This is a genomic window from Roseateles terrae, from assembly GCF_014192155.1.
Lineage (GTDB): Bacteria > Pseudomonadota > Gammaproteobacteria > Burkholderiales > Burkholderiaceae_C > Roseateles > Roseateles terrae.
Genome location: NZ_JACHXO010000007.1, coordinates 174743 through 195714, shown reverse-complemented (window position 1 = coordinate 195714; position 20972 = coordinate 174743). Strand labels below are relative to the sequence as shown.

Sequence of the window (20972 nt, the reverse complement as noted above, 5' to 3'; positions counted from 1 at the left end):
GCCGACTCTAGCGCAGGCGGCTCGCCTCCAGTGCCGACGGATCCACGCCGCCATCGCGCCCGGCCAGACGCTCGCCCAGCCACTGCGCGGCGCCGCCGGACAGCGCCCATCCCGATTCGCCGTGACCGACGTTCAGCCAGACCCCTGGCAGGCCGCTGGCGCCGATCACCGGCAGCTCATCCGGCAGCAGCAGGCGGGAGGCCTTCCAGCGCTGCTGTCCGCCGGCCTGCAGGGCGCCCGGGAACCAGTCGTGCGCGGCCTGATGCAGCGCGCTCATCGACGGCGCGCCCGGCTGTCCGGCGGTGCCGCCCAGTTCCTGCCCGCCGCCGATGCGCACCCGTTGGCCGAGCTGCGTCATGCTGACGCCCAGCGCCATGTCGATCACCGTATGGCTCGGGCCGAGGTCCGGATGCGCTTCCAGCTGGCGCAGCGGTGCCGTGAGGGTGTGCGTGTGCACCGTGCCCCATGGCATCCGCAGCCCCAGCGGCGACAGCAATGCCGGTGCGCCCTTGCCGGCGCAGACGATCACGGCGTCCACCCGCTGGGCTGGGCCGGTGGCCAGATGGAGCGACGGCTGCTGCCCCGGCTCAATCTTCAGCACGTCCGCATTGAACTGCCAACGGGCCCCCAGGCGCTGCGCTTCCAGCTTCAACGCCTGGCTGAATTGCCGGGCGTTGGCCGATTCGTCCTGGGGCAGATGCAAACCGCCGTGCAGCCGGGTGTCGGGATTGAGGCCGGGCTCCAGCGCGAGACAGGCCGCTGCATCCAGTTCCCGATAAGGCAGCTGAGCCGCCTGCAGTCGGGCGATCAGGGTCGCGGCCTGCTTGTAGTCCTTGGCGGTACGCCACAGCAGCGTCACACCGCTGCGCTGTTCCACCTCCAGCTGCAGCGCCTGACGCCAGTCGGCCATGAGCGCCTGGCCCTGGGTGGCCAGTTGCAGGACGGCGGCAGGGACGGGCAGGGCGTGCCTGTCGCTGGCGCGGCGTGCGCGCCAGTGCGCCCATCGCCAGCCGAGTTGCCGTGGCGCGCCCCGCCAGGCCATGCGGGCGGGCGGACGGGCGGCGAGCAGGGCCGGGGCGATCAGGCCGGGCGGGGCAAAGCTGGCCCCGGTGGCCACGCTGGTGTCCTTCTCAAAGACCTGCACCTCGTGGCCCTGGCGCGCCAGTTCGTAGGCGGTGGTGACGCCGGCCAGGCCGGCCCCGATGATGGCGACCCGCATCTCAGTGGCCCTCCTGCCGGCAGGGCGATCCGCCGCATTGGGGGCGGTGCGGGGAGGCGTGCGCCAGGACAGAGCCCTGGTGCGTCAGCAAGGCGTCCAGCGCCCATCGGAGGGGCGGGGGAGGGGGCGGAACCAGGCCAGCAAGGGCGTGCGTCATGTTGTTCTTGTCAGGGAAAGCCTCGGGGAAAATCAGGGTTGCGCAGCGGGCTGTCTTACGCGCGGCGCTCATGGTGCCAGGGCGCGGACAGGTCGCCGCCAATCTTGGTGGGTCAATGTTGCACTTCAGTCACGTCTGATACATCAAGTTCCCAAGTGCCCCAACGGCGGTCTTTCGATGTTGTCCTGCCGGGTGGAGCCCGGGCTGCGCCCTGCGCTCGAAAGAGGCCGGATTCCGGGTTATACTCTTCGGGTTTTTGCCAAGGTCACCTCCTGAGAGCGCGAAGCCTTCATGGGGCGGCTGGCCGATGCAGCTTGCTGAAATGCAGGCTGAAGCTTGCTGAAAGGCGAGCTGACACGCCCGGCAAAAACGCGGTGGCGACGCTGAATGCACAGAAATGGGTTCTGCGCGACACGTCACATCGCAAATTCGCGAATCCGGCAGTTGCTGGCTCATTCGAGGGTGCTTCTCTACAGCGCATCCAGGGTGAACGTCAGTGATGACAGGCAGCGTCAGCGCTCAATCGTCCATCGCTTGAGGTGCTGGTGCCGTCCACGAGGTGTTGCAGGTCTTGTCCTGCGATTCGTGCCGGGTTCCAGAAACAACCTTCGGAGTTACTTCATGTCCGTCACGATGCGCGAGATGCTGGAAGCAGGCGTCCACTTTGGTCACCAAACCCGCTTCTGGAACCCCAAGATGGCCCCGTATATCTACGGCCATCGCAACAAGATCCACATCATCAACCTCGAAAAGACGCTGCCCGCGTTCGAGGAAGCCCTGAAGTTCGTGCGCCAGCTGTCGTCCAAGCGCGGCACCATCCTGATGGTGGGCACCAAGCGCCAGGCGCGCGACATCGTCGCTGAAGAAGCCGCACGCGCTGGCGTGCCGAGCGTGAACCAGCGTTGGCTGGGCGGCACGCTGACCAACTTCAAGACGGTCAAGACCTCGCTGAAGAAGCTGAAGGACATGCAGACTCAGGTGGATGCCGGCACCCAGCCTTCCATCAAGAAGGAAGCCCTGATGTTCCAGCGCGACATCACCAAGCTGGAAAAGAACATCGGCGGCATCCAGGACATGGTTGCTCTGCCGGACGCGCTGTTCGTGATCGACGTGGGTTACCACAAGATTGCCGTGGCTGAAGCCAAGAAGCTGGGCATTCCCGTCATCGGCGTGGTGGACACCAACCACTCCCCCGAAGGCATCGACTACGTCATCCCCGGTAACGATGACTCCGCCAAGGCGGTGGCCCTGTACGCCAAGGCCGTGGCCGACGCTGTGCTGGAAGGCCGTGCCAACTCGACGCAAGAGCTGGTCCAGGCTGTCGCCGCTGAAGGCGACGAATTCGTCGAAGTGAACGAAGGCGCTTGATCGCCGCGTCCCCGCAAGGGTTCGACCAGGGGGCTGATTCAGCCCCTTTTTTCTAAGCGATTTTCCAAGCAAGATTTCGCAGGTGCCCGAGCTTCCCCTGAAGGGCGGGGCCTGCCACACACGGAGATTGAAATGGCAGCAATTACCGCAAGCATGGTCGCCGAGCTGCGCGCCCGTACCGACGCTCCCATGATGGAGTGCAAGAAGGCCCTGACGGAAGCCGACGGCGACCTGGGCCGCGCGGAAGAAATCCTGCGTGTCAAGCTGGGCAACAAGGCTGGCAAGGCCGCATCCCGCATCACCGCTGAAGGCGTGGTCGCCGCAGCTGTGGTGGGTGGCGCCGGTGCCGTGATCGAAGTCAACTGCGAAACCGACTTCGTCTCCAAGAACGACGCCTTCCTGGCCTTCGTGAACGCCCTGGCCGGTCTGGTGGCTGAGAAGAACCCCGCGGATGTGGACGCCCTGTCCGCCCTGCCGCTGTCGCAGGAAGGCTTTGGCCCGACGGTGGAAGATGTTCGCAAGGGCCTGATCGGCAAGATCGGCGAGAACATGACCATCCGCCGCTTCAAGCGTTACGCTTCCGGCGCCAAGCTGACCTCCTACCTGCACGGCACCCGCATCGGCGTGATGGTCGAGTTCGACGGTGATGAAGTCGCCGCCAAAGACGTCGCCATGCACGTGGCCGCCATGAAGCCGGCCGCCCTGTCGTCGGCCGAAGTGCCGGCCGAGCTGGTCGAGAAGGAACGCAAGATCGCCACCGAAAAGGCGGCTGAATCGGGCAAGCCGGCCGAGATCGTCACCAAGATGGTGGAAGGTTCGGTCCAGAAGTTCCTGAAGGAAGTCTCGCTGCTGGACCAGGTCTTCGTGAAGGCCGCCGACGGCAAGCAGACCGTCGCTCAGATGCTCAAGGAAAAGAACACCACGGTGAAGTCCTTCACCCTGTACGTGGTGGGCGAAGGCATCGAGAAGAAGGTGGACGACTTCGCCGCCGAAGTGGCTGCCCAGGTGGCCGCCGCCAGCAAGGGGCAATAAGCTCCGGAAACAAAAGGGCGCCCCCGGGCGCCCTTTACACTTGTGCCTGCGCCAGGCGGATGGTGCCTGTGCGCGCGCAACTTCATTGCCTTCAGTGGCTGTATTGACGAGGTAACAATGCCCGCGCACAAACGCATCCTGCTCAAGCTCTCCGGTGAAGCCCTGATGGGGGACGACGCCTACGGTATCAATCGCGCCACCATCGTGCGCATGGTCCAGGAGATCCAGGACGTCACCCGTCTGGGCGTGGAAGTCGCCGTCGTGATCGGTGGCGGCAACATCTTCCGCGGCGTTGCGGGCGGCTCGGTCGGCATGGACCGCGCCACGGCCGACTACATGGGCATGCTGGCCACGGTGATGAACTCCCTGGCCCTGGCCGACACGATGCGCCAGGAAGGCATGACCGCCCGTGTCATGTCCGCCATCGCCATCGAACAGGTGGTCGAGCCCTACGTGCGCCCCAAGGCGCTGCAATATCTGGAAGAAGGCAAGGTGGTGGTCTTTGCGGCCGGCACCGGCAATCCCTTCTTCACCACCGACACCGCCGCTGCGCTGCGTGGCGCCGAAGTCGGCGCTGAAATCATGCTGAAGGCCACCAAGGTCGACGGCGTCTACACCGCCGATCCCAAGAAGGATCCGACGGCCACCCGTTACAGCCGCATCAGCTTTGATGAGGCCATCAGCAAGAACCTGCAGGTGCTGGATGCGACCGCGTTCGCCCTGTGCCGGGACCAGAAGCTGCCCATCCGGGTGTTCTCCATCTTCAAGCCGGGCGCGCTCAAGCGCGTGGTGCAGGGTGAGGACGAAGGCACGCTGGTGCACGTCTGAGCGGGTCGGCGCGTTAACTGATCCAGGGCGCCCGTCAGGGGCGCCCCGCCGTCCCCATTGATCGAGGAAAAGAACATGAGCATCGCCGACATCAAGAAGAACGCCGAGGCCAAGATGGCCAAGTCCGTCGAGGCGTTCAAGAACGAACTGCAGAAGATCCGTACCGGTCGCGCCCACCCGGGCATCCTGGACCAGGTCCATGTGGACTACTACGGCTCGCCGGTGCCGATCTCCCAGGTGGCCAACGTCAGCCTGCTGGACGCCCGCACCCTGAGCGTGCAGCCCTGGGAAAAGGGCATGGGCCAGAAGATCGAGAAGGCCATCCGTGAATCGGACCTGGGCCTGAACCCCTCCAGCCAGGGCGATCTGATCCGCGTGCCGATGCCCCCGCTGTCGGAAGAGCGCCGCCGCGACCTGACCAAGGTCGTCAAGGGTGCTGCCGAAGACGCCAAGGTCGCTGTCCGGAACCTGCGCCGCGATGCGAACGAGCAGGCCAAGAAGATGACGAAGGACAAGACGATCACCGAAGACGACGAGCGTCGCAGCCAGGACGAAGTCCAGAAGCTGACCGACCGCGTCATCGCCGAGATCGACAAGCTGGTGTCGGCGAAGGAAGCCGAAATCATGGCGGTCTGAGCCCACACGACGTGAGTGCAGACAAGAAGGCGGGTGTCCCCCGCCACGTCGCCATCGTGATGGATGGCAATGGACGCTGGGCCAAGAAGCGCTTCCTTCCGCGCTTCTTCGGCCACAAGCAGGGGGTGGACGCGCTGGTGCGCGTGGTGCAGGCCTGCATCGATCGTGAGATCGAGTACCTGACCGTCTTCGCCTTCTCCAGCGAGAACTGGAAGCGCCCCAGCGACGAAGTCTCCGGACTGATGGGGCTGGTGCTGGCCGCGGTGTCGCGCTATCTGGCCCGCATGGGTGCCATGGGCGTGCGCATCCGCATCGTCGGGGACCGGGAAGCGGTGTCCGACAAGCTGCGTGCCGCCTGGGCCGAGGCCGAGAACAGCACTGCGCACAACAGCAAACTGACGCTGAACGTGGCCTTCAATTACGGTGGCCGCTGGGACATCGTCCAGGCCTGCCGCAAGGCCATCGAGGCGGGTGTGCCGGCGCAGGAGCTGACTGAAGCCAAGCTGTCCGAGTACATGGCGATGAGTTACGCGCCCGACCCGGACCTGTTCATCCGCACGGGTGGCGAGCTGCGCATCAGCAACTTCATGCTGTGGCAGACCGCCTATACCGAGTTCGTGTTCTCCGACTGCCTCTGGCCGGAATTTGGCGAGGCGCAGCTGGATGAGGCGATTGCGGCCTTCCAGGCGCGCGACCGTCGTTTCGGCGGTGTCAATGTGCCTGGCGTCGCAGGCGCCGTCCAGGAAGCCTGAGTCCTCACCGGAAAGGTCCGCGCCCATGCTGTTGCCCCGCATCCTCACAGCCCTTGTGCTGCTTGCCGTTCTGCTGCCGGCGCTGTTTGCGTCCACGCCGCTGCCGTTTGCCCTGCTGACCCTGGTGATGATCGCCGCGGGCGGCTGGGAATGGTCCCGCCTGAATGGCCGTCCCGGCGTGCCGGCGCTGGCCTTTGGTGCGGCACTGGCGGCCGTCTGCGGCGTCTGCCTGTGGACGGTGGGCTTTGCGCTGCCGGCCTGGTGCTGGTGGCTGGCGGGCGGGCTGTGGGTGCTGGGCGGTGCACAGGCGCTGAAGACCGGCGTGGCCGGTTGGCCGCAGCTCCCGGTGGCGCTGCGGCTGGTGCTCGGTGCGGTGCTGCTGTGGGCCGCCTGGCTGGCGCTGATCAGCGCCCGTGCCCGCGGCATCAACTTCCTGCTCTCGGCCATGTGCCTCGTGTGGATGGCCGACATCGCCGCCTATGTCTTCGGTAAGCTCTTCGGTCGTCGCAAGTTGGCGCCGGCCATCAGCCCTGGCAAAAGCTGGGAAGGGGCCTTGGGCGGTCTGTTCGGCGTGGTGGTGATGGCGGTCCTGTGGGTGCATGTCATCGACGTTCACCTGCCGGTGGACAGCCCCAGCCTCTATCAGATCCTGGTGAAGCGCCTGGGCTGGCTGTCGCTGCTGGCGGTGGTCTTCCTGACCGCGATGAGCGTGGTGGGCGACCTGTTTGAGTCGCTGGTCAAGCGCGCGGCCGGTGCCAAGGACAGCAGCCAGCTGCTGCCGGGCCATGGCGGGGTGCTGGACCGTGTGGATGCCCTGCTGCCGGTGCTGCCGCTGGCGATGGCCCTGAGTTCCCTGTGATGGTTGTGATGACTGCTTCTTCCAATGCTCCGCAGCAGGTGTGCGTGCTGGGATCCACCGGATCCATCGGCACCAACACCCTCGATGTCATCGCCCGCCATCCGGACCGCTACCGCGTCTTCGCCTTGTCGGCCATGAGCCGGGTCGATGAACTGCTGGCCCAGTGCCTGACGCATCAGCCCCGTTTTGCGGTGCTGCCCGACGCCCGCCTGGCCGCCGATCTGCGGCATCGCCTGGCCGACGCCGGCAGCCGCACCGAGGTGATGGACGGCCTGCAGGCCCTGTCGGACATCGCGGCGCATCCGGAGGTGGATGCGGTGATGGCCGCCATCGTCGGCGCGGCCGGTCTGGCGCCGGCCATGGCCGCGGCCCGTGCCGGCAAGCGGCTGCTGCTGGCCAACAAGGAGGCGATCGTGCTGGGTGGCGCGCTGTTCATGCGCGCGGTGGAGCAGGGCGGCGCCACGCTGCTGCCCATCGACTCCGAGCATTCCGCCATCTTCCAGTGCCTGCCGGAAGATCGCAGCACCTGGCATGCGCGCATCGATCACATCGTGCTGACGGCCTCCGGCGGTCCGTTCCGTCAGCGCGACCCGGCGTCGCTGGCCGATGTCACGCCCGAGCAGGCCTGTGCCCATCCCAACTGGGTGATGGGCCGCAAGATTTCGGTGGATTCGGCCACCATGATGAACAAGGCGCTCGAGGTCATCGAAGCCCGCTGGCTGTTCAATCTGCAGCCGGAGCAGGTGAAGGTGCTCATCCATCCGCAGAGCATCATCCATTCGATGGTGGTCTGCCGCGACCACTCGGTGCTGGCCCAGCTCGGCACCCCGGACATGCGTGTGCCCATCGCCTACGGCCTGTCCTTCCCCGAGCGCATCACGTCGGGAGCCAGCCGGCTGGACCTGCTCACGACGCAGGGCCTGAGCTTCGAAGAAGCGGACGAGCGACGGTTCCCCGGCCTGCACCTGTCCTGGCGCGCGCTGCGTTCGGCGGAAGGCAGCACGGCGGTGCTCAATGCGGCCAATGAAGAAGCGGTGGCCGCGTTCCTGAATCGGGGCCTGCGCTTCGATCAGATCTGCCGGGTCAACCGCGAAACGCTCGATGCCGTCGCGCCGCAGGCGGGCGAGGTCGATAGTGTCGAAGGCCTGCTGGCCCTGGACGCGCGGGCCCGGCGTCACGCCCAGAGCCAGATCCAGCGACTCTCGAGTCCCGCCTGATGTCCACATTGCTCGCTTTCGTGGTCACCCTCGGGGTGCTGATCATCTTCCACGAATGGGGCCATTACCGGATGGCCCGTGCGTGCGGGGTCAAGGTGCTGCGGTTTTCGCTCGGCTTCGGTCCGGTGCTGGGGCGCTGGAAGCGCGGACCGGACGGCACCGAATTCGTCCTGAGCCTGCTGCCGCTGGGCGGCTACGTCCGACTGCTGGATGACCGCTTTGATGCGGTCCCGCCGGATCGGCTCCATGAGTCCCTGAACCAGAAATCGCTCTGGCAGCGCTCGGCCATCGTGCTGGCGGGTCCAGTCGCGAATCTGGTGCTGGCGGTGCTGCTCTTTGCGGCCTCCGGCATGGTGGGGCAGGAAGAACCGAAGGCGCAACTGGGTTCCCCACAGACCGGCAGTCTCGCCGAGGCGGCCGGCCTGCGCGCCGGCGACACGGTGCAGGCCTGGTCCGACGACGGCCAGGACTGGCAGGATGTGCGCGGCATGTCCGATCTCTCCTGGCAGCTGGCCCGTGCCGTTGGCGACCGCCGTCCGCTCTACCTGAGCGTGAGCAGCGGCGAAGGTCACAGCAGCCGCCAGATCATGCTGGAGACCCAGACCCTGGGCAGCCGCGACCTGGATGCGGACAACCTCCGCCGCATCGGTCTTGGCGGCGTGTGGATGGAACCGGTGCTCGGTGCCATCCAGCCGGACAGCCCGGCCCAGGCTGCGGGTCTGCGCGCCGGCGACCGGGTGTTGTCGGTCAATGACCGGCCGGTGCCGGACCTCTCCGCCTTCCAGCAGTCGGTGCGGCAGTCCCTGGTGGACGGCTGCGTGCAGTCGATGCGGCTGCAGGTGCAGCGCGGCGGCGACGTGATCGACACCGTCGTGACCCCCCGTCTGGAGGGGGTGAACGGTCAGTTCATTCCGCGTGTGGGGGTGGGCTTCGCCGGGCGTCCCGGCATGGTCACGGTGCACTACGGTCCGGTCGAGGCGGTGCAGCAAGGCCTGACCCGAACCTGGCAATTCAGCACTCACTCGCTCAAGACCCTGTGGCGCATGCTCACGGGTGAAGCGTCGGTAAAGAATCTCAGCAGCTTCATCACCATCGCCGACTATGCGGGCCAGTCCGCTCGCCTGGGAGCCGCGGCCTTCCTGGGCTTTCTGGCGAGTGTCAGCGTCAGCCTCGGTGTACTGAACCTGCTGCCGGTGCCGATGCTCGATGGCGGACACCTGATGTATTATCTTTTCGAGGGTCTGAGTGGCCGCCCAGTCTCCGAGCGGTGGCGCAGGTTGCTGGAACGCGTGGGTATCACCGTCCTGCTGCTGATGATGAGTCTGGCCCTTTTCAACGATCTGACCCGTCAGCGGGTCCGCACTGAAACTTCCGCATGTCCCGATTCCTGCCTGAGCCAATGCGCCCCCAAGTGATCCAACTGGCGGTGCTGGCCGCCGCGATGCACGCGGGTGCCGCCTGGGCCGTCGAGCCCTTCGTCCTCAAGGACATCCGCGTTGAAGGCCTGCAACGGACCGACCCGGGTACGGTGTTCGCGGCGCTGCCCTTCCGCATCGGCGACACCTACAACGACGAAAAGGGTGCCGCCGCACTGCGCGCCCTGTTTGCCACCGGCCTCTTCAAGGACGTGCGGATCAACATCGACACCGACGCGGTGGTGGTGGTGATCGAAGAACGTCCGATCATTGCCAACGTCAATTTCGTCGGCCTGAAGGAATTCGACACCGAAGCGCTGACCAAGTCGCTCAAGGACGTCGGCATCGGCGAAGGCAAGCCCTTCGACAAGGCCCTGGCCGACCGCGCCGAGCAGGAACTCAAGCGTCAGTACCTCACCCGCAGTCTCTATGGCGCGGAAGTGACCACCACCATCACCCCGATCGAGCGCAACCGCGTCAACGTGAGCTTCCAGGTGACGGAAGGCGAGCCGGCCAAGATCGCGGAGATCCGCATCCTGGGCAGCAAGGTCTTCAGCGAAAGCACGCTGCTGGGCCTGCTGGAGCAGACCACCAGCGGCTGGCTGACCTGGTACACCAAGACCGACCGTTATTCGCGCGCCAAGCTGAATGCGGACCTGGAAACCATCCGCAGCTACTACCTGAACCGTGGCTACCTCGAGTTCAACGTCGAGTCCACCCAGGTCACCATCTCGCCGGACAAGCAAAGCATCAGCATTGCCATCACCGTCAGCGAAGGCCAGCCCTACACCGTCAGCGCCATCAAGATGGAAGGCGAGTTCCTCGGCCGTGACGAGGAGTTCAAGCGCCTGATCGCGCTCAAGGCCGGCCAGCCCTATCAAGGCGAAGCGGTGGCCCAGACCACCCGCAACTTCCAGGATCTGTATGGCACCTTCGGTTACGCCTTCGCGCGGGTCGAGAGCCGTCCCGAAATTGATCGCGCCACCGGCCAGGTGGTGGTGACCTTTGTCGGCGAGCCGCAGCGCCGTGTGTATGTGCGCCGTGTGCTGGTCTCCGGCAACACCCGCACCCGTGACGAAGTCATCCGCCGCGAATTCCGCCAGTTCGAATCGTCCTGGTATGACGGTGCCCGCATCAAGGCCTCGCGCGACCGCGTCGAGCGTCTGGGCTACTTCAAGGATGTCACCGTTGACACCTCGGAAGTGCCCGGGTCGCCGGACCAGGTCGACGTCACCCTGACGGTGACCGAGCGCCCCACCGGCAACATCCAGATCGGTGCCGGCTACTCCAGCGCCAGCAAGCTGTCGCTGTCCGGCTCGATCTCGCAGGAAAACGTCTTCGGCTCCGGCAACTACCTGGGCATCCAGCTGAACACGGCCAGCACCGGCCGCTCGCTGGGCGTCTCGACGGTGGACCCGTATTTCACCGTGGACGGCATCTCCCGCGCGGTGGATGTGTTCTACCGCACCGTCAAGCCGATCAACAACCTGGGCGAGCAGTACGAACTGGCGTCCTATGGCGGCTCGGTCAAGTTCGGTGTGCCGTTCTCGGAAGAAGACACCGTCTTCTTCGGCATCGGCGCGGAAAACACCCGCATCACCACGTCCAAGGGTCTGCCCAACAGCTATCTGCTGTTCCAGCAGGCGTTTGGCGGCTCGGCCCTGTCCATCCCGCTGACCATCGGCTGGAAGTCGGACAACCGGGACAGCGTGCTGACCCCGACCGCGGGTTCGATGAAGCGGGTGAACCTGGAAACCTCGGTGGTGGGGGATTCCCGCTACGCGATCGCCAACATGCAGTACCAGCAGTTCATTCCGCTGGGCCGCAAGTTCTCGCTGATGGTCAACGGTGAAGTGGCCTGGGGCCGCGGCCTGCTGGGCCGTCCGTACCCGATCTTCAAGAACTTCTACGGCGGCGGTCTGGGTTCGGTGCGGGTGTTCGAATCCGGAACGCTGGGTCCGGTGGACATCACCGGCTCCTACACCGGCGGCAACCGCAAGTTCAACCTGAACTCCGAGCTGTATGTGCCGGTGCCCGGATCGGGCAACGACAAGAGCTTCCGTCTCTTCGGCTTCTTTGACGTGGGGAACGTCTGGGGGGTGGATGAGAAGCTGAATTTCAGCCAGACGCGTGCGGCGGCTGGTGTGGGTATCAGCTGGCTGTCTCCGATGGGTCCGCTGCGCCTGAGTTACGGCACGCCGATCCGCAAGCAGTCCACGGATAGAATCGAGCGATTCCAATTCCAGATCGGGACGTCATTCTGATGAAGAGCATGCTGTTGAAGATGGTGGCCGCTGTCGCCGTGACAGCAGCCACGGCTTTGGCTGCCCAGGCCCAGGAACTGAAGATCGGCTACGTCAACAGTGAGCGGATCCTTCGGGAGACCAATCTGGCCAAGGCGTCCGAAGCCAAGCTGCAGGCGGAATTCAGCCGTCGCGAGAAGGCCCTGCTGGACCAGGAAGGCAAGCTGCGCTCGGCCGCCGAGAAGCTGGACAAGGACGGCCCGGCCCTGACGGAGACCGAACGCGGTCGCCGCCAACGGGAACTCATCGAGCAGGACCGTGACCTGCAGCGCAAGCGTCGAGAGTTCAACGAAGACGTCGCCCAGCGAAAGAACGAAGAGCTGTCTGCCGTGATCGAGAAGGCCAACAAGGTCATCAAGCAGATCTACGAGCAGGAGAAATACGACCTGATCGTGCAGGACGCGGTTCATGCCAGCGCGCGAGTGGACATCACCAAGAAGGTGATCGACACGCTGAATGCGCAAAAACCTTGAACCCTCCATGAGGTCAGCAGCATGACATCGGTCTCGGTCTCGGACCTGATCGCCGCCTTGGGCGGCGTTTCTGTTGGTGCATCGGACACCGCCATCCAGCGCATTGCGCCGCTGGACGAAGCGGGTCCTGACGCCATTGCCTTTCTCTCCAATCCCAAATACGCGGCCCAGCTGAGCAGCACGCAGGCGGGCTGCGTCATCGTGTCGCCGGCCGCTCAGGAAGCGGCGGCGGCGCGTCGCGGTGATGGTCAGCCGGCCTGCTGCATCGTCACGCCGAACCCCTATCTTTATTTCGCGCGCCTGACGCAATGGTGGGTGCAGCACATGCGCCCGCAGCGGCCGGCGCCGTCGGTGCATCCGACCGCCAGCGTGGCCCCGGATGCGGTGCTGGGCACCGGCGTGGACATCGGCCCCTTTGCCGTCATCGAATCCGGCGCCCGCATTGGCGACGGCGCCCGCATTGGTGCGCACACCGTGGTGGAACATCATGCGGTGGTGGGCGAAGGCGCCCGTCTCGAGCCGCGGGTGGTGCTGGGTTTTGACTGCAGCGTGGGTGCGCGCTCGCTCATCCACAGTGGCGTGGTGATCGGGGCGGACGGCTTCGGCTTCGCGCCGACGAAGGGCGAGTCCGGCATGCGCTGGGTGAAGATCGAGCAGCTGGGGGCGGTGCGCATCGGAGACGATGTCGAGATCGGCGCCAACACCTGCATCGACCGTGGCGCGCTGGGCGACACCGTCATTGCCGACGGCGCCATCATCGACAACCTGGTGCAGATCGCTCACAACGTGAAGATCGGCAAGGGCACCGCCATTGCGGGCGCAGTGGCGATTGCCGGCAGCGCGGAGATTGGCGCGAATTGCATCGTGGCCGGCGCAGCCCGGATCAACGGTCACATCAAGATCACCGACGGCGTGCAGATCGGCCCCACGGCCAACATCAGCAACAGCATCGACAAGCCCGGCGCCTATGCCGGCATGTGGCCCTTCGAGGATGCCGCATCCTGGCAGAAGAATGCCGCCGCACTGCGCGGGCTCTACGAGCTGCGTCAGCGCGTGCGAGCCCTTGAGAAGAAGACGACATGAACGAGAGCAGCAAAATCGACATCCACGGCATCCTGGCCAAGCTGCCGCATCGCTATCCCATCCTGCTGGTGGATCGCGTGCTGGAAGTGGAGAAGGGCGTGCGCATCCGCGCGCTGAAGAACGTCAGCATCAATGAGCCGTTCTTCCAGGGCCACTTCCCGCACCGTCCGGTGATGCCGGGCGTGCTCATCCTGGAAGCGCTGGCGCAGGCCGCCACGCTGCTGGCGGTGCAGAGCTACGACTTCTCGCTGGACGAGAACCATGTCGTGTACTTTGCCGGCATCGATGGTGCGCGCTTCAAGCGTCCGGTCGAGCCGGGCGACCAGTTGCTGCTGGACGTCACGCTGGAACGCGCCAAGGCCGGCATCTACAAGTTTGGTGCGAAGGCCCTGGTGGGCCAGGACATCGTGGCCGAAGCCGGCCTGATGTGCACCATGCGCCGTCTGGACTGCTGATCTCCCGCACCATGGCCAAGATTCACGCCACAGCGCTGGTGGACCCCCAGGCCCAGATCGACGAAGGGGTCGAGATCGGCCCGTATGCGGTGATCGGTCCGGAGGTGCGCATCGGCGCCGGCACGCGCATTGGTCCGCATACGGTCGTGGAGGGTCGCACCACCATTGGCCGGGACAACCAGATTTTCCAGTTCGCCTCCATCGGCGCCATGCCGCAGGACATGAGCCATGGCGGTGAGGTGACCGAGCTGGTCATCGGCGACCGCAACACCATCCGCGAGTTCTGCACCTTCAACACCGGCACCTTCAAGGAGCAGGGGGTGACGCGGGTCGGCTCGGACAACTGGATCATGGCCTATGTGCATCTGGCCCATGACGTGGTGGTGGGTGACCACTGCGTGCTGGCCAACAATGCCACGCTGGCCGGGCATGTGCATGTGGGCGACTGGGCAACCATCGGCGGCCTGACCGGGGTGCATCAGTTCGTGCACATCGGCGCGCACGCGATGATCGGCTTCCAGGGCCATGTGGCGCAGGATGTGGCGCCCTACATGACGGTGGACGGCAATCCGCTCACCGTGCGTGCAGTCAACCTGACCGGGCTGCGCCGGCGCGGCTTCAGCAATGAGCGCATCGGCACCATCCGTCAGATGCACAAGCTGCTGTTCCGGGATGCGCTGACGCTGGAGCAGTCGGTGCAGCAGATCGAAGCGCTCAAGGCCGAGGCCGGTCAGAACACCGACACCGTGGGCGACATCCAGCTGATGCTGGACTTCCTCGCAGCGGCCAAGCGCGGGCTCGTACGCTGACATGAGCAGGATCACGGACCCTCGACTGGGCCTGGTGGCCGGCGAGGCCTCCGGGGATCTGCTGGCCAGCCTGCTGCTGCAGGCCTTGCAGGCGCGCTGGCCGGGACTGACCAGTGCGGGCATTGGCGGCCCGAAGATGCAGGCCCTGGGTTTTGACGCCTGGTGGCCCAGCCACAAGCTGTCGATCTTCGGCTATTGGGACGCGTTGAAGAACATCCGGGAACTGCTGGCCATCCGGCGTCAGCTTGGCGACCGGCTGATCCAGGAGCGTCCGTCCGTCTTTGTGGGCGTGGACGCTCCGGACTTCAACTTCGGTCTGGAGCAGCGGCTGCGCGAAGCTGGCATCAAGACCGTTCATTTTGTCTGCCCGTCCATCTGGGCGTGGCGGGCGGAGCGGGTGCACACCATCAAGCGCAGCGCCGACCATGTGCTGTGCCTCTTTCCGTTTGAGCCCGAGCTGCTGCAGCGGCACGGCATTGGCGCCACCTATGTGGGCCATCCGCTGGCAGACAAGATTCCGATGGAGCCACCGCGTACCGAAGCGCGCAACCTGCTGGGCTTGCCGCAAGACGCCACGGTGGTCGCGGTGCTGCCGGGCAGCCGTCGCAGTGAGCTGAACTACATCTTCCCGCCGCTGCTTGATGCCGCGCGACGCATGCTGGCGCAGCGACCCGGTCTTCGCTTTGTGGTGCCGGTGGCGCCGGGCGTGCGGGAGCTGGCCGAAGCGCTGGTGCGCGAGCATGGTCAGGGTCTGGATCTGATGCTGCTGGACGGCCAGGCGCATGACGCGCTGGCCGCCTGCGACCTCACCCTGGTGGCCAGCGGCACTGCCACGCTGGAAGCGGCGCTGTTCAAGCGGCCGATGGTGATTGCCTACAAGCTGCACTGGTTCAATGCCTGGCGCATGAAGGGCAAGGCGCTGCTGCCGTGGGTAGGCTTGCCCAATGTGCTGGCGCGTGAAACGGTGGTGCCGGAGTGTCTGCAGGAGCAGTGCACGGGCGAAGTCATCGCACGTGAAGGCCTGGCCTGGCTGGATGATGCGCCGCGACGTGAGCGGCTGCATCAGCGCTTCACCGAGATTCATGAGACGCTGCGCTGCAATACCGCGCAAAGGGCGGGCGATGCGATCGCGCAAATCCTCGGCGCCTGAGCAGCTCGGCCTGGACTGGCAGCGTGAAGGGCTGCTGGCCGGGGTGGATGAAGCGGGCCGCGGGCCACTGGCGGGGCCGGTGGTGGCGGCGGCCGTCATCCTGGACGACATGAACCCCATCAAGGGGTTGAACGACTCCAAGGTGCTCAGCGAGAAGAAGCGCGAGCAGCTCTACGACGAGATCCGGGCCAAGGCGCTGAGTTTCTGCATTGCGGAAGCCTCGGTGGAGGAGATCGACCGCATCAACATCCTGCAGGCGACCCTGCTCGCCATGCGGCGCGCGGTCGAAGGCCTGCGGCTGACGCCTGCGCAGGTGAAGGTGGACGGCAACCGGCTGCCGGTGCTGCGCATTCCGGCGGAGGCGATCGTCAAGGGTGACGCGCTGGTGCCGGCCATTTCCGCCGCCAGCATCCTTGCCAAGGTCCATCGCGACCGGATGTGCCTGCAGATGCATCAGGCGCATCCGCAATACGGCTTTGACAACCACAAGGGCTACGGCACGCCCGAGCATCTGGAAGCGCTGCGCCTGCATGGCGCGAGTCCCTGGCACCGCACCAGCTTTGCGCCAGTGCGCATGTGCCTGGACACCGTCTCGGTGAGCACCACCACGGTGGTCACGCACGGGCGTGAGGGGATGCCTTCGCTGCACAGCGCCACCGTCATCCGCAGCACCAGCACCACTTTCACCTCCGTGGTGGACTTCGAATGAACACCGGCCCCACCTGGCATCCCATCACCGCCCGCGACAACCCGCAACTGCAGCGCCTGCGCAAGCTGGCGCAGGACGCCACGGCCTATCGCAAGATGGGGGGCGTCTGGCTGGAGGGCGATCATCTGGCGCGTGCGGCGCTGCAGCGGGGCTTGCGTCCGGCACTGGCGCTGATCACCGATGCCGCGGCGAACGATGAGTCGCTGCGCGCGCTGGCGGATCAGGCGATGAAGGTGCTGGTAGTGTCTCCAGCCTTGTTCAAGACCGTTTCGGGTCTGGAGTCACCGGCGCAGATCGGCTTTGACCTGCAACTGCCGCCGCCGCTGCGCATCGAACCGCAGGCCGACTCGGTGGTGCTCGACCGACTGCAGGATGCTGGCAATGTTGGCACCATCTTGCGCAGCGCTGCGGCGCTGGGATTCCGTCAGGTGCTGGCGCTCAAGGGCACGGCGGCCCTGTGGTCGCCCAAGGTGCTGCGCGCCGGCATGGGCGCGCACTTCGGGCTGCGCCTGGTGGAAGGCCTGAGCGTGTCGGACCTGGATGGGCTGAAAGTGCCGCTGCTGGCCACCAGCTCGCACACCGATGCGATGCTGCATGAAGCCGAGCTGCCCTCGCCCTGCGCCTGGGTGATGGGGCATGAAGGGCAGGGCGTGGATGATGCGCTGATGGCGCGCTGCGCCTTGCGCATCGGCATTCCTCAGCCGGGCGGCGAGGAATCGCTGAACGTGGCGAGTGCCGCGTCGATCTGCCTGTACGAATCCGCGCGGCGCCGGCTGGTCCGGGGCTGACGCCTCAGTACATCAACCGATCCGGCCGGATGTCCCGCAGGATGGTGGTGGCGATTTCTTCGATCGACTTGTGGGTCGAGGACAGCCACGAGATGCCGGCCTTCTTCATCATCGTCTCGGCCTCACGCACCTCATAGTGGCAGTTCATCAGGTCCGCATACTTGCTGCCGGGCCGGCGCTCATTGCGCACCTGGGCCAGGCGCTCCGGATCGATGGTCAGGCCGAAGCACTTCTTCTTGTGGGGCACCAGCAGCGAGGGCAGGGCGCCGCGCTCGAAGTCTTCCGGGATCAGCGGATAGTTGGCGGCCTTGATGCCGTGCTGCATGGCCAGATAGAGCGAGGTCGGCGTCTTGCCGCAGCGGCTCACGCCCACCAGGATCACATCGGCCGAATCCAGATTGCGGGCGGACTGGCCGTCGTCATGGGCCAGTGAGAAGTTGATGGCTTCGATCCGGTCGTGATATTCCTGGCTCTTGGCCACATCCGAGAAGCGGCCGACGCGGTGATTGGATTTCACCCGGAACTCGTCTTCCAGCGGTGCGATAAAGGTGCCGAACATGTCCAGCACCAGGCCTTCGCAGTGCTGACGCACCACATTGAGGACCTCGCGGTTCACCAGCGTGGCGAACACCACCGGCCGCTGGCCTTCGCGCACGCCGGTCTCGTTGATCTCCTTCACCAGCTGCTGCGCTTTTTCGGCGTTGTCCACGAAGGGACGCCGCACGTGACGCGCTTTGACCGAAAACTGGGCCAGGATCGAGTTACCGAAGGTTTCGGCGGTGATGCCGGTGCCATCCGAGACGAAATAGACGGTGTGCTGGGTCATGGCGTGCCTGTTGGGCCGAGCGGGGGCCGCAAATTTTGGGGTGGGAACGAGGGGGGCGGAGGTGCCAGCCGGGCACGACACATGCCCACAAGCTGCGGACCGGACGCGCCCAGTCCCCGAACCGGGGTTTACATCATAGAGGCGCGAACCCGTAGAATCATCCGCAACTTGCCCCTGCCCATCATGAACGCCCCGCTGCGCCGCCCACAAGAATCGACAAAAGCTGTCGCGCGCGCCGTTCTGTCTGCCCGCTGTTCCGCCCGCGCCCGCGTCCATGCGAACGCCGCCGTCGGGTGGGATCAGCTTCCTGGCGCTGGGGCCCCGGTTTCTCAACATCACGGAGTTTTCCCATGTCTGATGCACGCTTCGAGGCGACCGCCCTGGTTGTACCCTTCGAGAAACTGAGGATGACCGACGTCGAGTCGGTGGGCGGCAAGAACGCCTCGCTCGGCGAGATGATTTCGCAACTGGCGGATGCTGGTGTGCGCGTGCCTGGCGGCTTTGCCACCACGGCTCACGCCTTCCGCGAGTTCCTCAAGTACGAAGGCCTGGATGCCCGCATCCAGAAGCGCCTGGCCGACCTGAACACTGACGACGTTCGTGCTCTGGCGGAAGCCGGCGCGCAGATTCGCGGCTGGGTCGAAGCGCAACCCTTCCCGCAGGACCTGGAAGCGGCCATCCGCGCGGAATTCGCCCGCGTGACCGAAGGCCAGCCGGAGGCCTCCTTTGCCGTGCGTTCGTCCGCCACTGCCGAAGATCTGCCGGATGCTTCCTTCGCTGGTCAGCAGGAAACCTTCCTGAACGTGGTGGGCATTGAAGACGTGCTGCACAAGATGAAGGAGGTCTTTGCCTCCCTCTACAACGACCGCGCCATCAGCTACCGTGTCCACAAGGGCTTTGCCCACAGCGATGTGGCGCTGTCGGCGGGTGTGCAGCGCATGGTTCGTTCGGACCTGGGTGCTGCTGGCGTGATGTTCACCATCGACACCGAATCCGGCTTCAAGGACGTGGTCTTCATCACCTCCAGCTACGGCCTGGGCGAGACGGTGGTGCAGGGCGCCGTCAACCCGGATGAGTTCTATGTGCACAAGCCGGCGCTGACCCGCGGCAAGTTCCCCATCATCCGCCGCAACCTGGGTTCCAAGCTGATCCAGATGACCTTCTCCACGCCGGAAGAAAAGGCTGCGTCGGGCAAGCTCGTCAAGACGGTGGATGTGGAAGTCGAGCAGCGCAACCGTTATTCGCTGACCGATGAAGACGTCATCCAGCTGTCCCGTTATGCGCTGATCATCGAGCAGCACTATGGCCGCCCGATGGACATCGAGTGGGGCAAGGACGGCCAGGACGGCCAGCTCTACATCCTCCAGGCCCGTCCGGAAACGGTGAAGAGCCAGGCCGAAGGCCAGGTCGAGCAGCGCTACAAGCTCAAGGGCCAGGGCACCGTGCTGGTGGAAGGCCGGGCGATTGGCCAGAAGATCGGCACCGGCCCGGTCCGCCTCGTGGAGAGCGTGGCGGAAATGGAGCGTGTGCAGCCCGGCGACGTGCTGGTGACGGACATGACCGATCCCAACTGGGAGCCGGTGATGAAGCGTGCCAGCGCCATCATCACCAACCGTGGGGGGCGCACCTGCCACGCCGCCATCATTGCGCGTGAACTGGGCATCCCGGCCGTGGTCGGTTGCGGTGACGCCACCGACAAGCTCAAGGACGGTCAACTGGTGACGGTGGCCTGCTCCGAGGGCGATACCGGCTTCATCTATGACGGCCTGCTGGAAACGGAAGTCAGCGAAGTGCATCGCGGCGAGCTGCCGTATTGCCAGGTCAAGATCATGATGAACGTCGGCAATCCGCAGCTGGCTTTCAACTTTGCGCAGATGCCCAATAGCGGCGTGGGTCTGGCCCGCCTCGAGTTCATCATCAACAACAACATTGGTGTGCACCCGAAGGCCATCCTGGACTATCCGAATGTCGACAGCGACCTGAAGAAGGCGGTTGAGTCGGTGGCCCGGGGCCATGCTTCGCCGCGCGCCTTCTATGTGGACAAGCTGGCGGAAGGCATTGCGACCATTGCGGCGGCCTTCTGGCCGCAGCCGGTGATCGTGCGACTGTCCGACTTCAAGAGCAACGAATACCGCAAGCTCATCGGCGGTAGCCGTTACGAGCCGGACGAAGAGAACCCGATGCTGGGCTTCCGCGGTGCTTCGCGCTACATCAGCGGCGAGTTCTCGGATGCCTTTGCCATGGAGTGCGAGGCGCTCAAGCGGGTGCGCCACGACATGGGCCTGACCAACGTCGAGATCATGGTGCCCTTCGTGCGCACGGTGACGCAGGCGGAGAAGGTGGTGGCGATGCTGGCGGAGCGTGGTCTCAAGCGGGCGGCGGCTGGTGGCAAGGATGATCTGCGCGTCATCATGATGTGCGAGGTGCCGAGCAACGCCATCCTGGCCGAGAAGTTCCTGGAGCATTTTGACGGCATGTCGATCGGCTCCAACGACCTGACGCAGCTGACGCTGGGCCTGGACCGTGACTCGGGCCTGGAACTGCTGTCGGGCGACTTTGACGAGCGTGATCCGGCCGTCAAGGCTCTGATCTCGCGCGCCATTGCCGCCTGCCGCGCGACCGGCAAGTATGTGGGCATCTGCGGCCAGGGGCCCAGCGACCACCCGGACTTTGCCGACTGGCTGGCGGAGGAGGGCATTGTGTCGATCTCGCTGAATCCGGACAGCGTCATTGAGACCTGGACGCGCCTCGCGAAGAAGTAAGGGCGTCTCCGGACCTCCAGAAAAAGGGCAGCATGGCTGCCCTTTTTTCATGGGCGTTTTGTCGCCGCGATGGGGTCCTGCCGCGGATGCATGGTCTTGATGGTGGAAGGTGGGGCATGCCTCACCTGACT

General features: G+C 65.5%; 19 protein-coding genes. 17 read left to right on the top strand and 2 right to left on the bottom strand.

Features of this window, described 5'->3' with window-relative positions; genetic code table 11:
- Nucleotides 1–7: 7 nt before the first annotated feature.
- The gene (locus FHS28_RS18740; RefSeq protein WP_088454200.1) at nt 8–1219 is read right to left on the bottom strand and encodes an FAD-dependent oxidoreductase; all 1212 of its coding nucleotides are present in this window, start codon (nt 1217–1219) and stop codon (nt 8–10) included.
- A gap of 778 nt (nt 1220–1997) precedes the next feature.
- Between FHS28_RS18740 and rpsB the strand changes: the two genes are divergently transcribed.
- The 16 genes from rpsB to FHS28_RS18660 all read left to right on the top strand — a co-directional run bounded on the left by rpsB (nt 1998) and on the right by FHS28_RS18660 (nt 17253).
- The gene (rpsB, locus tag FHS28_RS18735; RefSeq protein ID WP_088454201.1) at nt 1998–2744 is read left to right on the top strand and encodes a 30S ribosomal protein S2; all 747 of its coding nucleotides are present in this window, start codon (nt 1998–2000) and stop codon (nt 2742–2744) included.
- Nucleotides 2745–2876: 132 nt separating this feature from the next.
- Nucleotides 2877–3776: a translation elongation factor Ts gene (gene tsf / locus FHS28_RS18730; protein WP_088454202.1), complete on the top strand. Its 900-nt coding sequence runs from the start codon at nt 2877–2879 to the stop codon at nt 3774–3776.
- Nucleotides 3777–3893: 117 nt separating this feature from the next.
- The gene (gene pyrH, locus FHS28_RS18725; protein WP_088454203.1) at nt 3894–4604 is read left to right on the top strand and encodes a UMP kinase; all 711 of its coding nucleotides are present in this window, start codon (nt 3894–3896) and stop codon (nt 4602–4604) included.
- A 75-nt stretch (nt 4605–4679) separates the two neighbouring features.
- Nucleotides 4680–5240 (top strand): ribosome recycling factor, encoded by a 561-nt coding sequence (frr, locus tag FHS28_RS18720; protein WP_058934354.1) that lies wholly within the window; start codon nt 4680–4682, stop codon nt 5238–5240.
- Nucleotides 5241–5251: 11 nt separating this feature from the next.
- Nucleotides 5252–5992 carry a polyprenyl diphosphate synthase gene (uppS, locus tag FHS28_RS18715; protein WP_088454204.1) on the top strand — a complete coding sequence of 247 codons (741 nt, stop codon included), beginning with the start codon at nt 5252–5254 and terminating at the stop codon, nt 5990–5992.
- 25 nt (nt 5993–6017) lie between these two features.
- On the top strand, nt 6018–6851 hold the full coding sequence (locus FHS28_RS18710; RefSeq protein ID WP_088454205.1) for a phosphatidate cytidylyltransferase: 834 nt from the start codon (nt 6018–6020) through the stop codon (nt 6849–6851).
- A gap of 8 nt (nt 6852–6859) precedes the next feature.
- Complete coding sequence (gene ispC / locus FHS28_RS18705) at nt 6860–8068, top strand: 1-deoxy-D-xylulose-5-phosphate reductoisomerase (RefSeq protein WP_088454347.1); 1209 nt, start codon at nt 6860–6862, stop codon at nt 8066–8068.
- Nucleotides 8068–9483, top strand: a complete 1416-nt coding sequence (gene rseP, locus FHS28_RS18700) for an RIP metalloprotease RseP (protein WP_088454206.1) — start codon at nt 8068–8070, stop codon at nt 9481–9483. The genes ispC and rseP overlap by 1 nt, the downstream gene beginning before the upstream one ends.
- Entirely contained in the window at nt 9444–11747 is a 2304-nt protein-coding gene (gene bamA, locus FHS28_RS18695) for an outer membrane protein assembly factor BamA (RefSeq protein ID WP_375140779.1), read from the top strand. The genes rseP and bamA overlap by 40 nt, the downstream gene beginning before the upstream one ends.
- Nucleotides 11747–12259, top strand: coding sequence for an OmpH/Skp family outer membrane protein (locus FHS28_RS18690; RefSeq protein WP_088454208.1), 513 nt, complete (start codon nt 11747–11749; stop codon nt 12257–12259). The genes bamA and FHS28_RS18690 overlap by 1 nt, the downstream gene beginning before the upstream one ends.
- 21 nt (nt 12260–12280) lie before the next feature.
- A complete protein-coding gene (gene lpxD, locus FHS28_RS18685) occupies nt 12281–13342 on the top strand; it encodes a UDP-3-O-(3-hydroxymyristoyl)glucosamine N-acyltransferase (protein ID WP_088454209.1) in 1062 nt (353 codons plus the stop codon).
- The gene (gene fabZ, locus FHS28_RS18680; RefSeq protein WP_058934361.1) at nt 13339–13797 is read left to right on the top strand and encodes a 3-hydroxyacyl-ACP dehydratase FabZ; all 459 of its coding nucleotides are present in this window, start codon (nt 13339–13341) and stop codon (nt 13795–13797) included. The genes lpxD and fabZ overlap by 4 nt, the downstream gene beginning before the upstream one ends.
- Nucleotides 13798–13808: 11 nt before the next feature.
- Complete coding sequence (lpxA, locus tag FHS28_RS18675; protein ID WP_088454348.1) at nt 13809–14606, top strand: acyl-ACP--UDP-N-acetylglucosamine O-acyltransferase; 798 nt, start codon at nt 13809–13811, stop codon at nt 14604–14606.
- Between the two features lies 1 nt (nt 14607).
- Entirely contained in the window at nt 14608–15756 is a 1149-nt protein-coding gene (lpxB, locus tag FHS28_RS18670) for a lipid-A-disaccharide synthase (RefSeq protein WP_088454210.1), read from the top strand.
- On the top strand, nt 15728–16465 hold the full coding sequence (rnhB, locus tag FHS28_RS18665; RefSeq protein ID WP_088454211.1) for a ribonuclease HII: 738 nt from the start codon (nt 15728–15730) through the stop codon (nt 16463–16465). The genes lpxB and rnhB overlap by 29 nt, the downstream gene beginning before the upstream one ends.
- A complete protein-coding gene (locus tag FHS28_RS18660; protein WP_088454212.1) occupies nt 16462–17253 on the top strand; it encodes a TrmH family RNA methyltransferase in 792 nt (263 codons plus the stop codon). Before rnhB ends, FHS28_RS18660 begins: the two co-directional genes overlap by 4 nt.
- Before the next feature lie 4 nt (nt 17254–17257).
- Here the strand turns inward: FHS28_RS18660 and ppsR are convergent, their stop codons facing one another.
- A complete protein-coding gene (gene ppsR / locus FHS28_RS18655) occupies nt 17258–18079 on the bottom strand; it encodes a posphoenolpyruvate synthetase regulatory kinase/phosphorylase PpsR (protein WP_088454213.1) in 822 nt (273 codons plus the stop codon).
- A 350-nt stretch (nt 18080–18429) separates the two neighbouring features.
- On the opposite strand from ppsR, the gene ppsA reads away from it, so the two are divergent.
- Nucleotides 18430–20841, top strand: coding sequence for a phosphoenolpyruvate synthase (gene ppsA, locus FHS28_RS18650; RefSeq protein WP_088454214.1), 2412 nt, complete (start codon nt 18430–18432; stop codon nt 20839–20841).
- The last annotated feature ends 131 nt before the right edge of the window (nt 20842–20972 follow it).

Excerpts from the sequence above, each read along its gene's own strand:
- FHS28_RS18740 (WP_088454200.1), bottom strand. The coding sequence starts at position 1,219 with ATGCGGGTCGCCATCATCGGGGCCGGCCTGGCCGGCGTCACCACCGCC.
- rpsB (WP_088454201.1), top strand. The coding sequence starts at position 1,998 with ATGTCCGTCACGATGCGCGAGATGCTGGAAGCAGGCGTCCACTTTGGT.
- tsf (WP_088454202.1), top strand. The coding sequence starts at position 2,877 with ATGGCAGCAATTACCGCAAGCATGGTCGCCGAGCTGCGCGCCCGTACC.
- pyrH (WP_088454203.1), top strand. The coding sequence starts at position 3,894 with ATGCCCGCGCACAAACGCATCCTGCTCAAGCTCTCCGGTGAAGCCCTG.
- frr (WP_058934354.1), top strand. The coding sequence starts at position 4,680 with ATGAGCATCGCCGACATCAAGAAGAACGCCGAGGCCAAGATGGCCAAG.
- FHS28_RS18710 (WP_088454205.1), top strand. The coding sequence starts at position 6,018 with ATGCTGTTGCCCCGCATCCTCACAGCCCTTGTGCTGCTTGCCGTTCTG.
- ispC (WP_088454347.1), top strand. The coding sequence starts at position 6,860 with ATGACTGCTTCTTCCAATGCTCCGCAGCAGGTGTGCGTGCTGGGATCC.
- rseP (WP_088454206.1), top strand. The coding sequence starts at position 8,068 with ATGTCCACATTGCTCGCTTTCGTGGTCACCCTCGGGGTGCTGATCATC.
- bamA (WP_375140779.1), top strand. The coding sequence starts at position 9,444 with ATGTCCCGATTCCTGCCTGAGCCAATGCGCCCCCAAGTGATCCAACTG.
- FHS28_RS18690 (WP_088454208.1), top strand. The coding sequence starts at position 11,747 with ATGAAGAGCATGCTGTTGAAGATGGTGGCCGCTGTCGCCGTGACAGCA.
- lpxD (WP_088454209.1), top strand. The coding sequence starts at position 12,281 with ATGACATCGGTCTCGGTCTCGGACCTGATCGCCGCCTTGGGCGGCGTT.
- fabZ (WP_058934361.1), top strand. The coding sequence starts at position 13,339 with ATGAACGAGAGCAGCAAAATCGACATCCACGGCATCCTGGCCAAGCTG.
- lpxA (WP_088454348.1), top strand. The coding sequence starts at position 13,809 with ATGGCCAAGATTCACGCCACAGCGCTGGTGGACCCCCAGGCCCAGATC.
- lpxB (WP_088454210.1), top strand. The coding sequence starts at position 14,608 with ATGAGCAGGATCACGGACCCTCGACTGGGCCTGGTGGCCGGCGAGGCC.
- rnhB (WP_088454211.1), top strand. The coding sequence starts at position 15,728 with ATGCGATCGCGCAAATCCTCGGCGCCTGAGCAGCTCGGCCTGGACTGG.
- FHS28_RS18660 (WP_088454212.1), top strand. The coding sequence starts at position 16,462 with ATGAACACCGGCCCCACCTGGCATCCCATCACCGCCCGCGACAACCCG.
- ppsR (WP_088454213.1), bottom strand. The coding sequence starts at position 18,079 with ATGACCCAGCACACCGTCTATTTCGTCTCGGATGGCACCGGCATCACC.
- ppsA (WP_088454214.1), top strand. The coding sequence starts at position 18,430 with ATGTCTGATGCACGCTTCGAGGCGACCGCCCTGGTTGTACCCTTCGAG.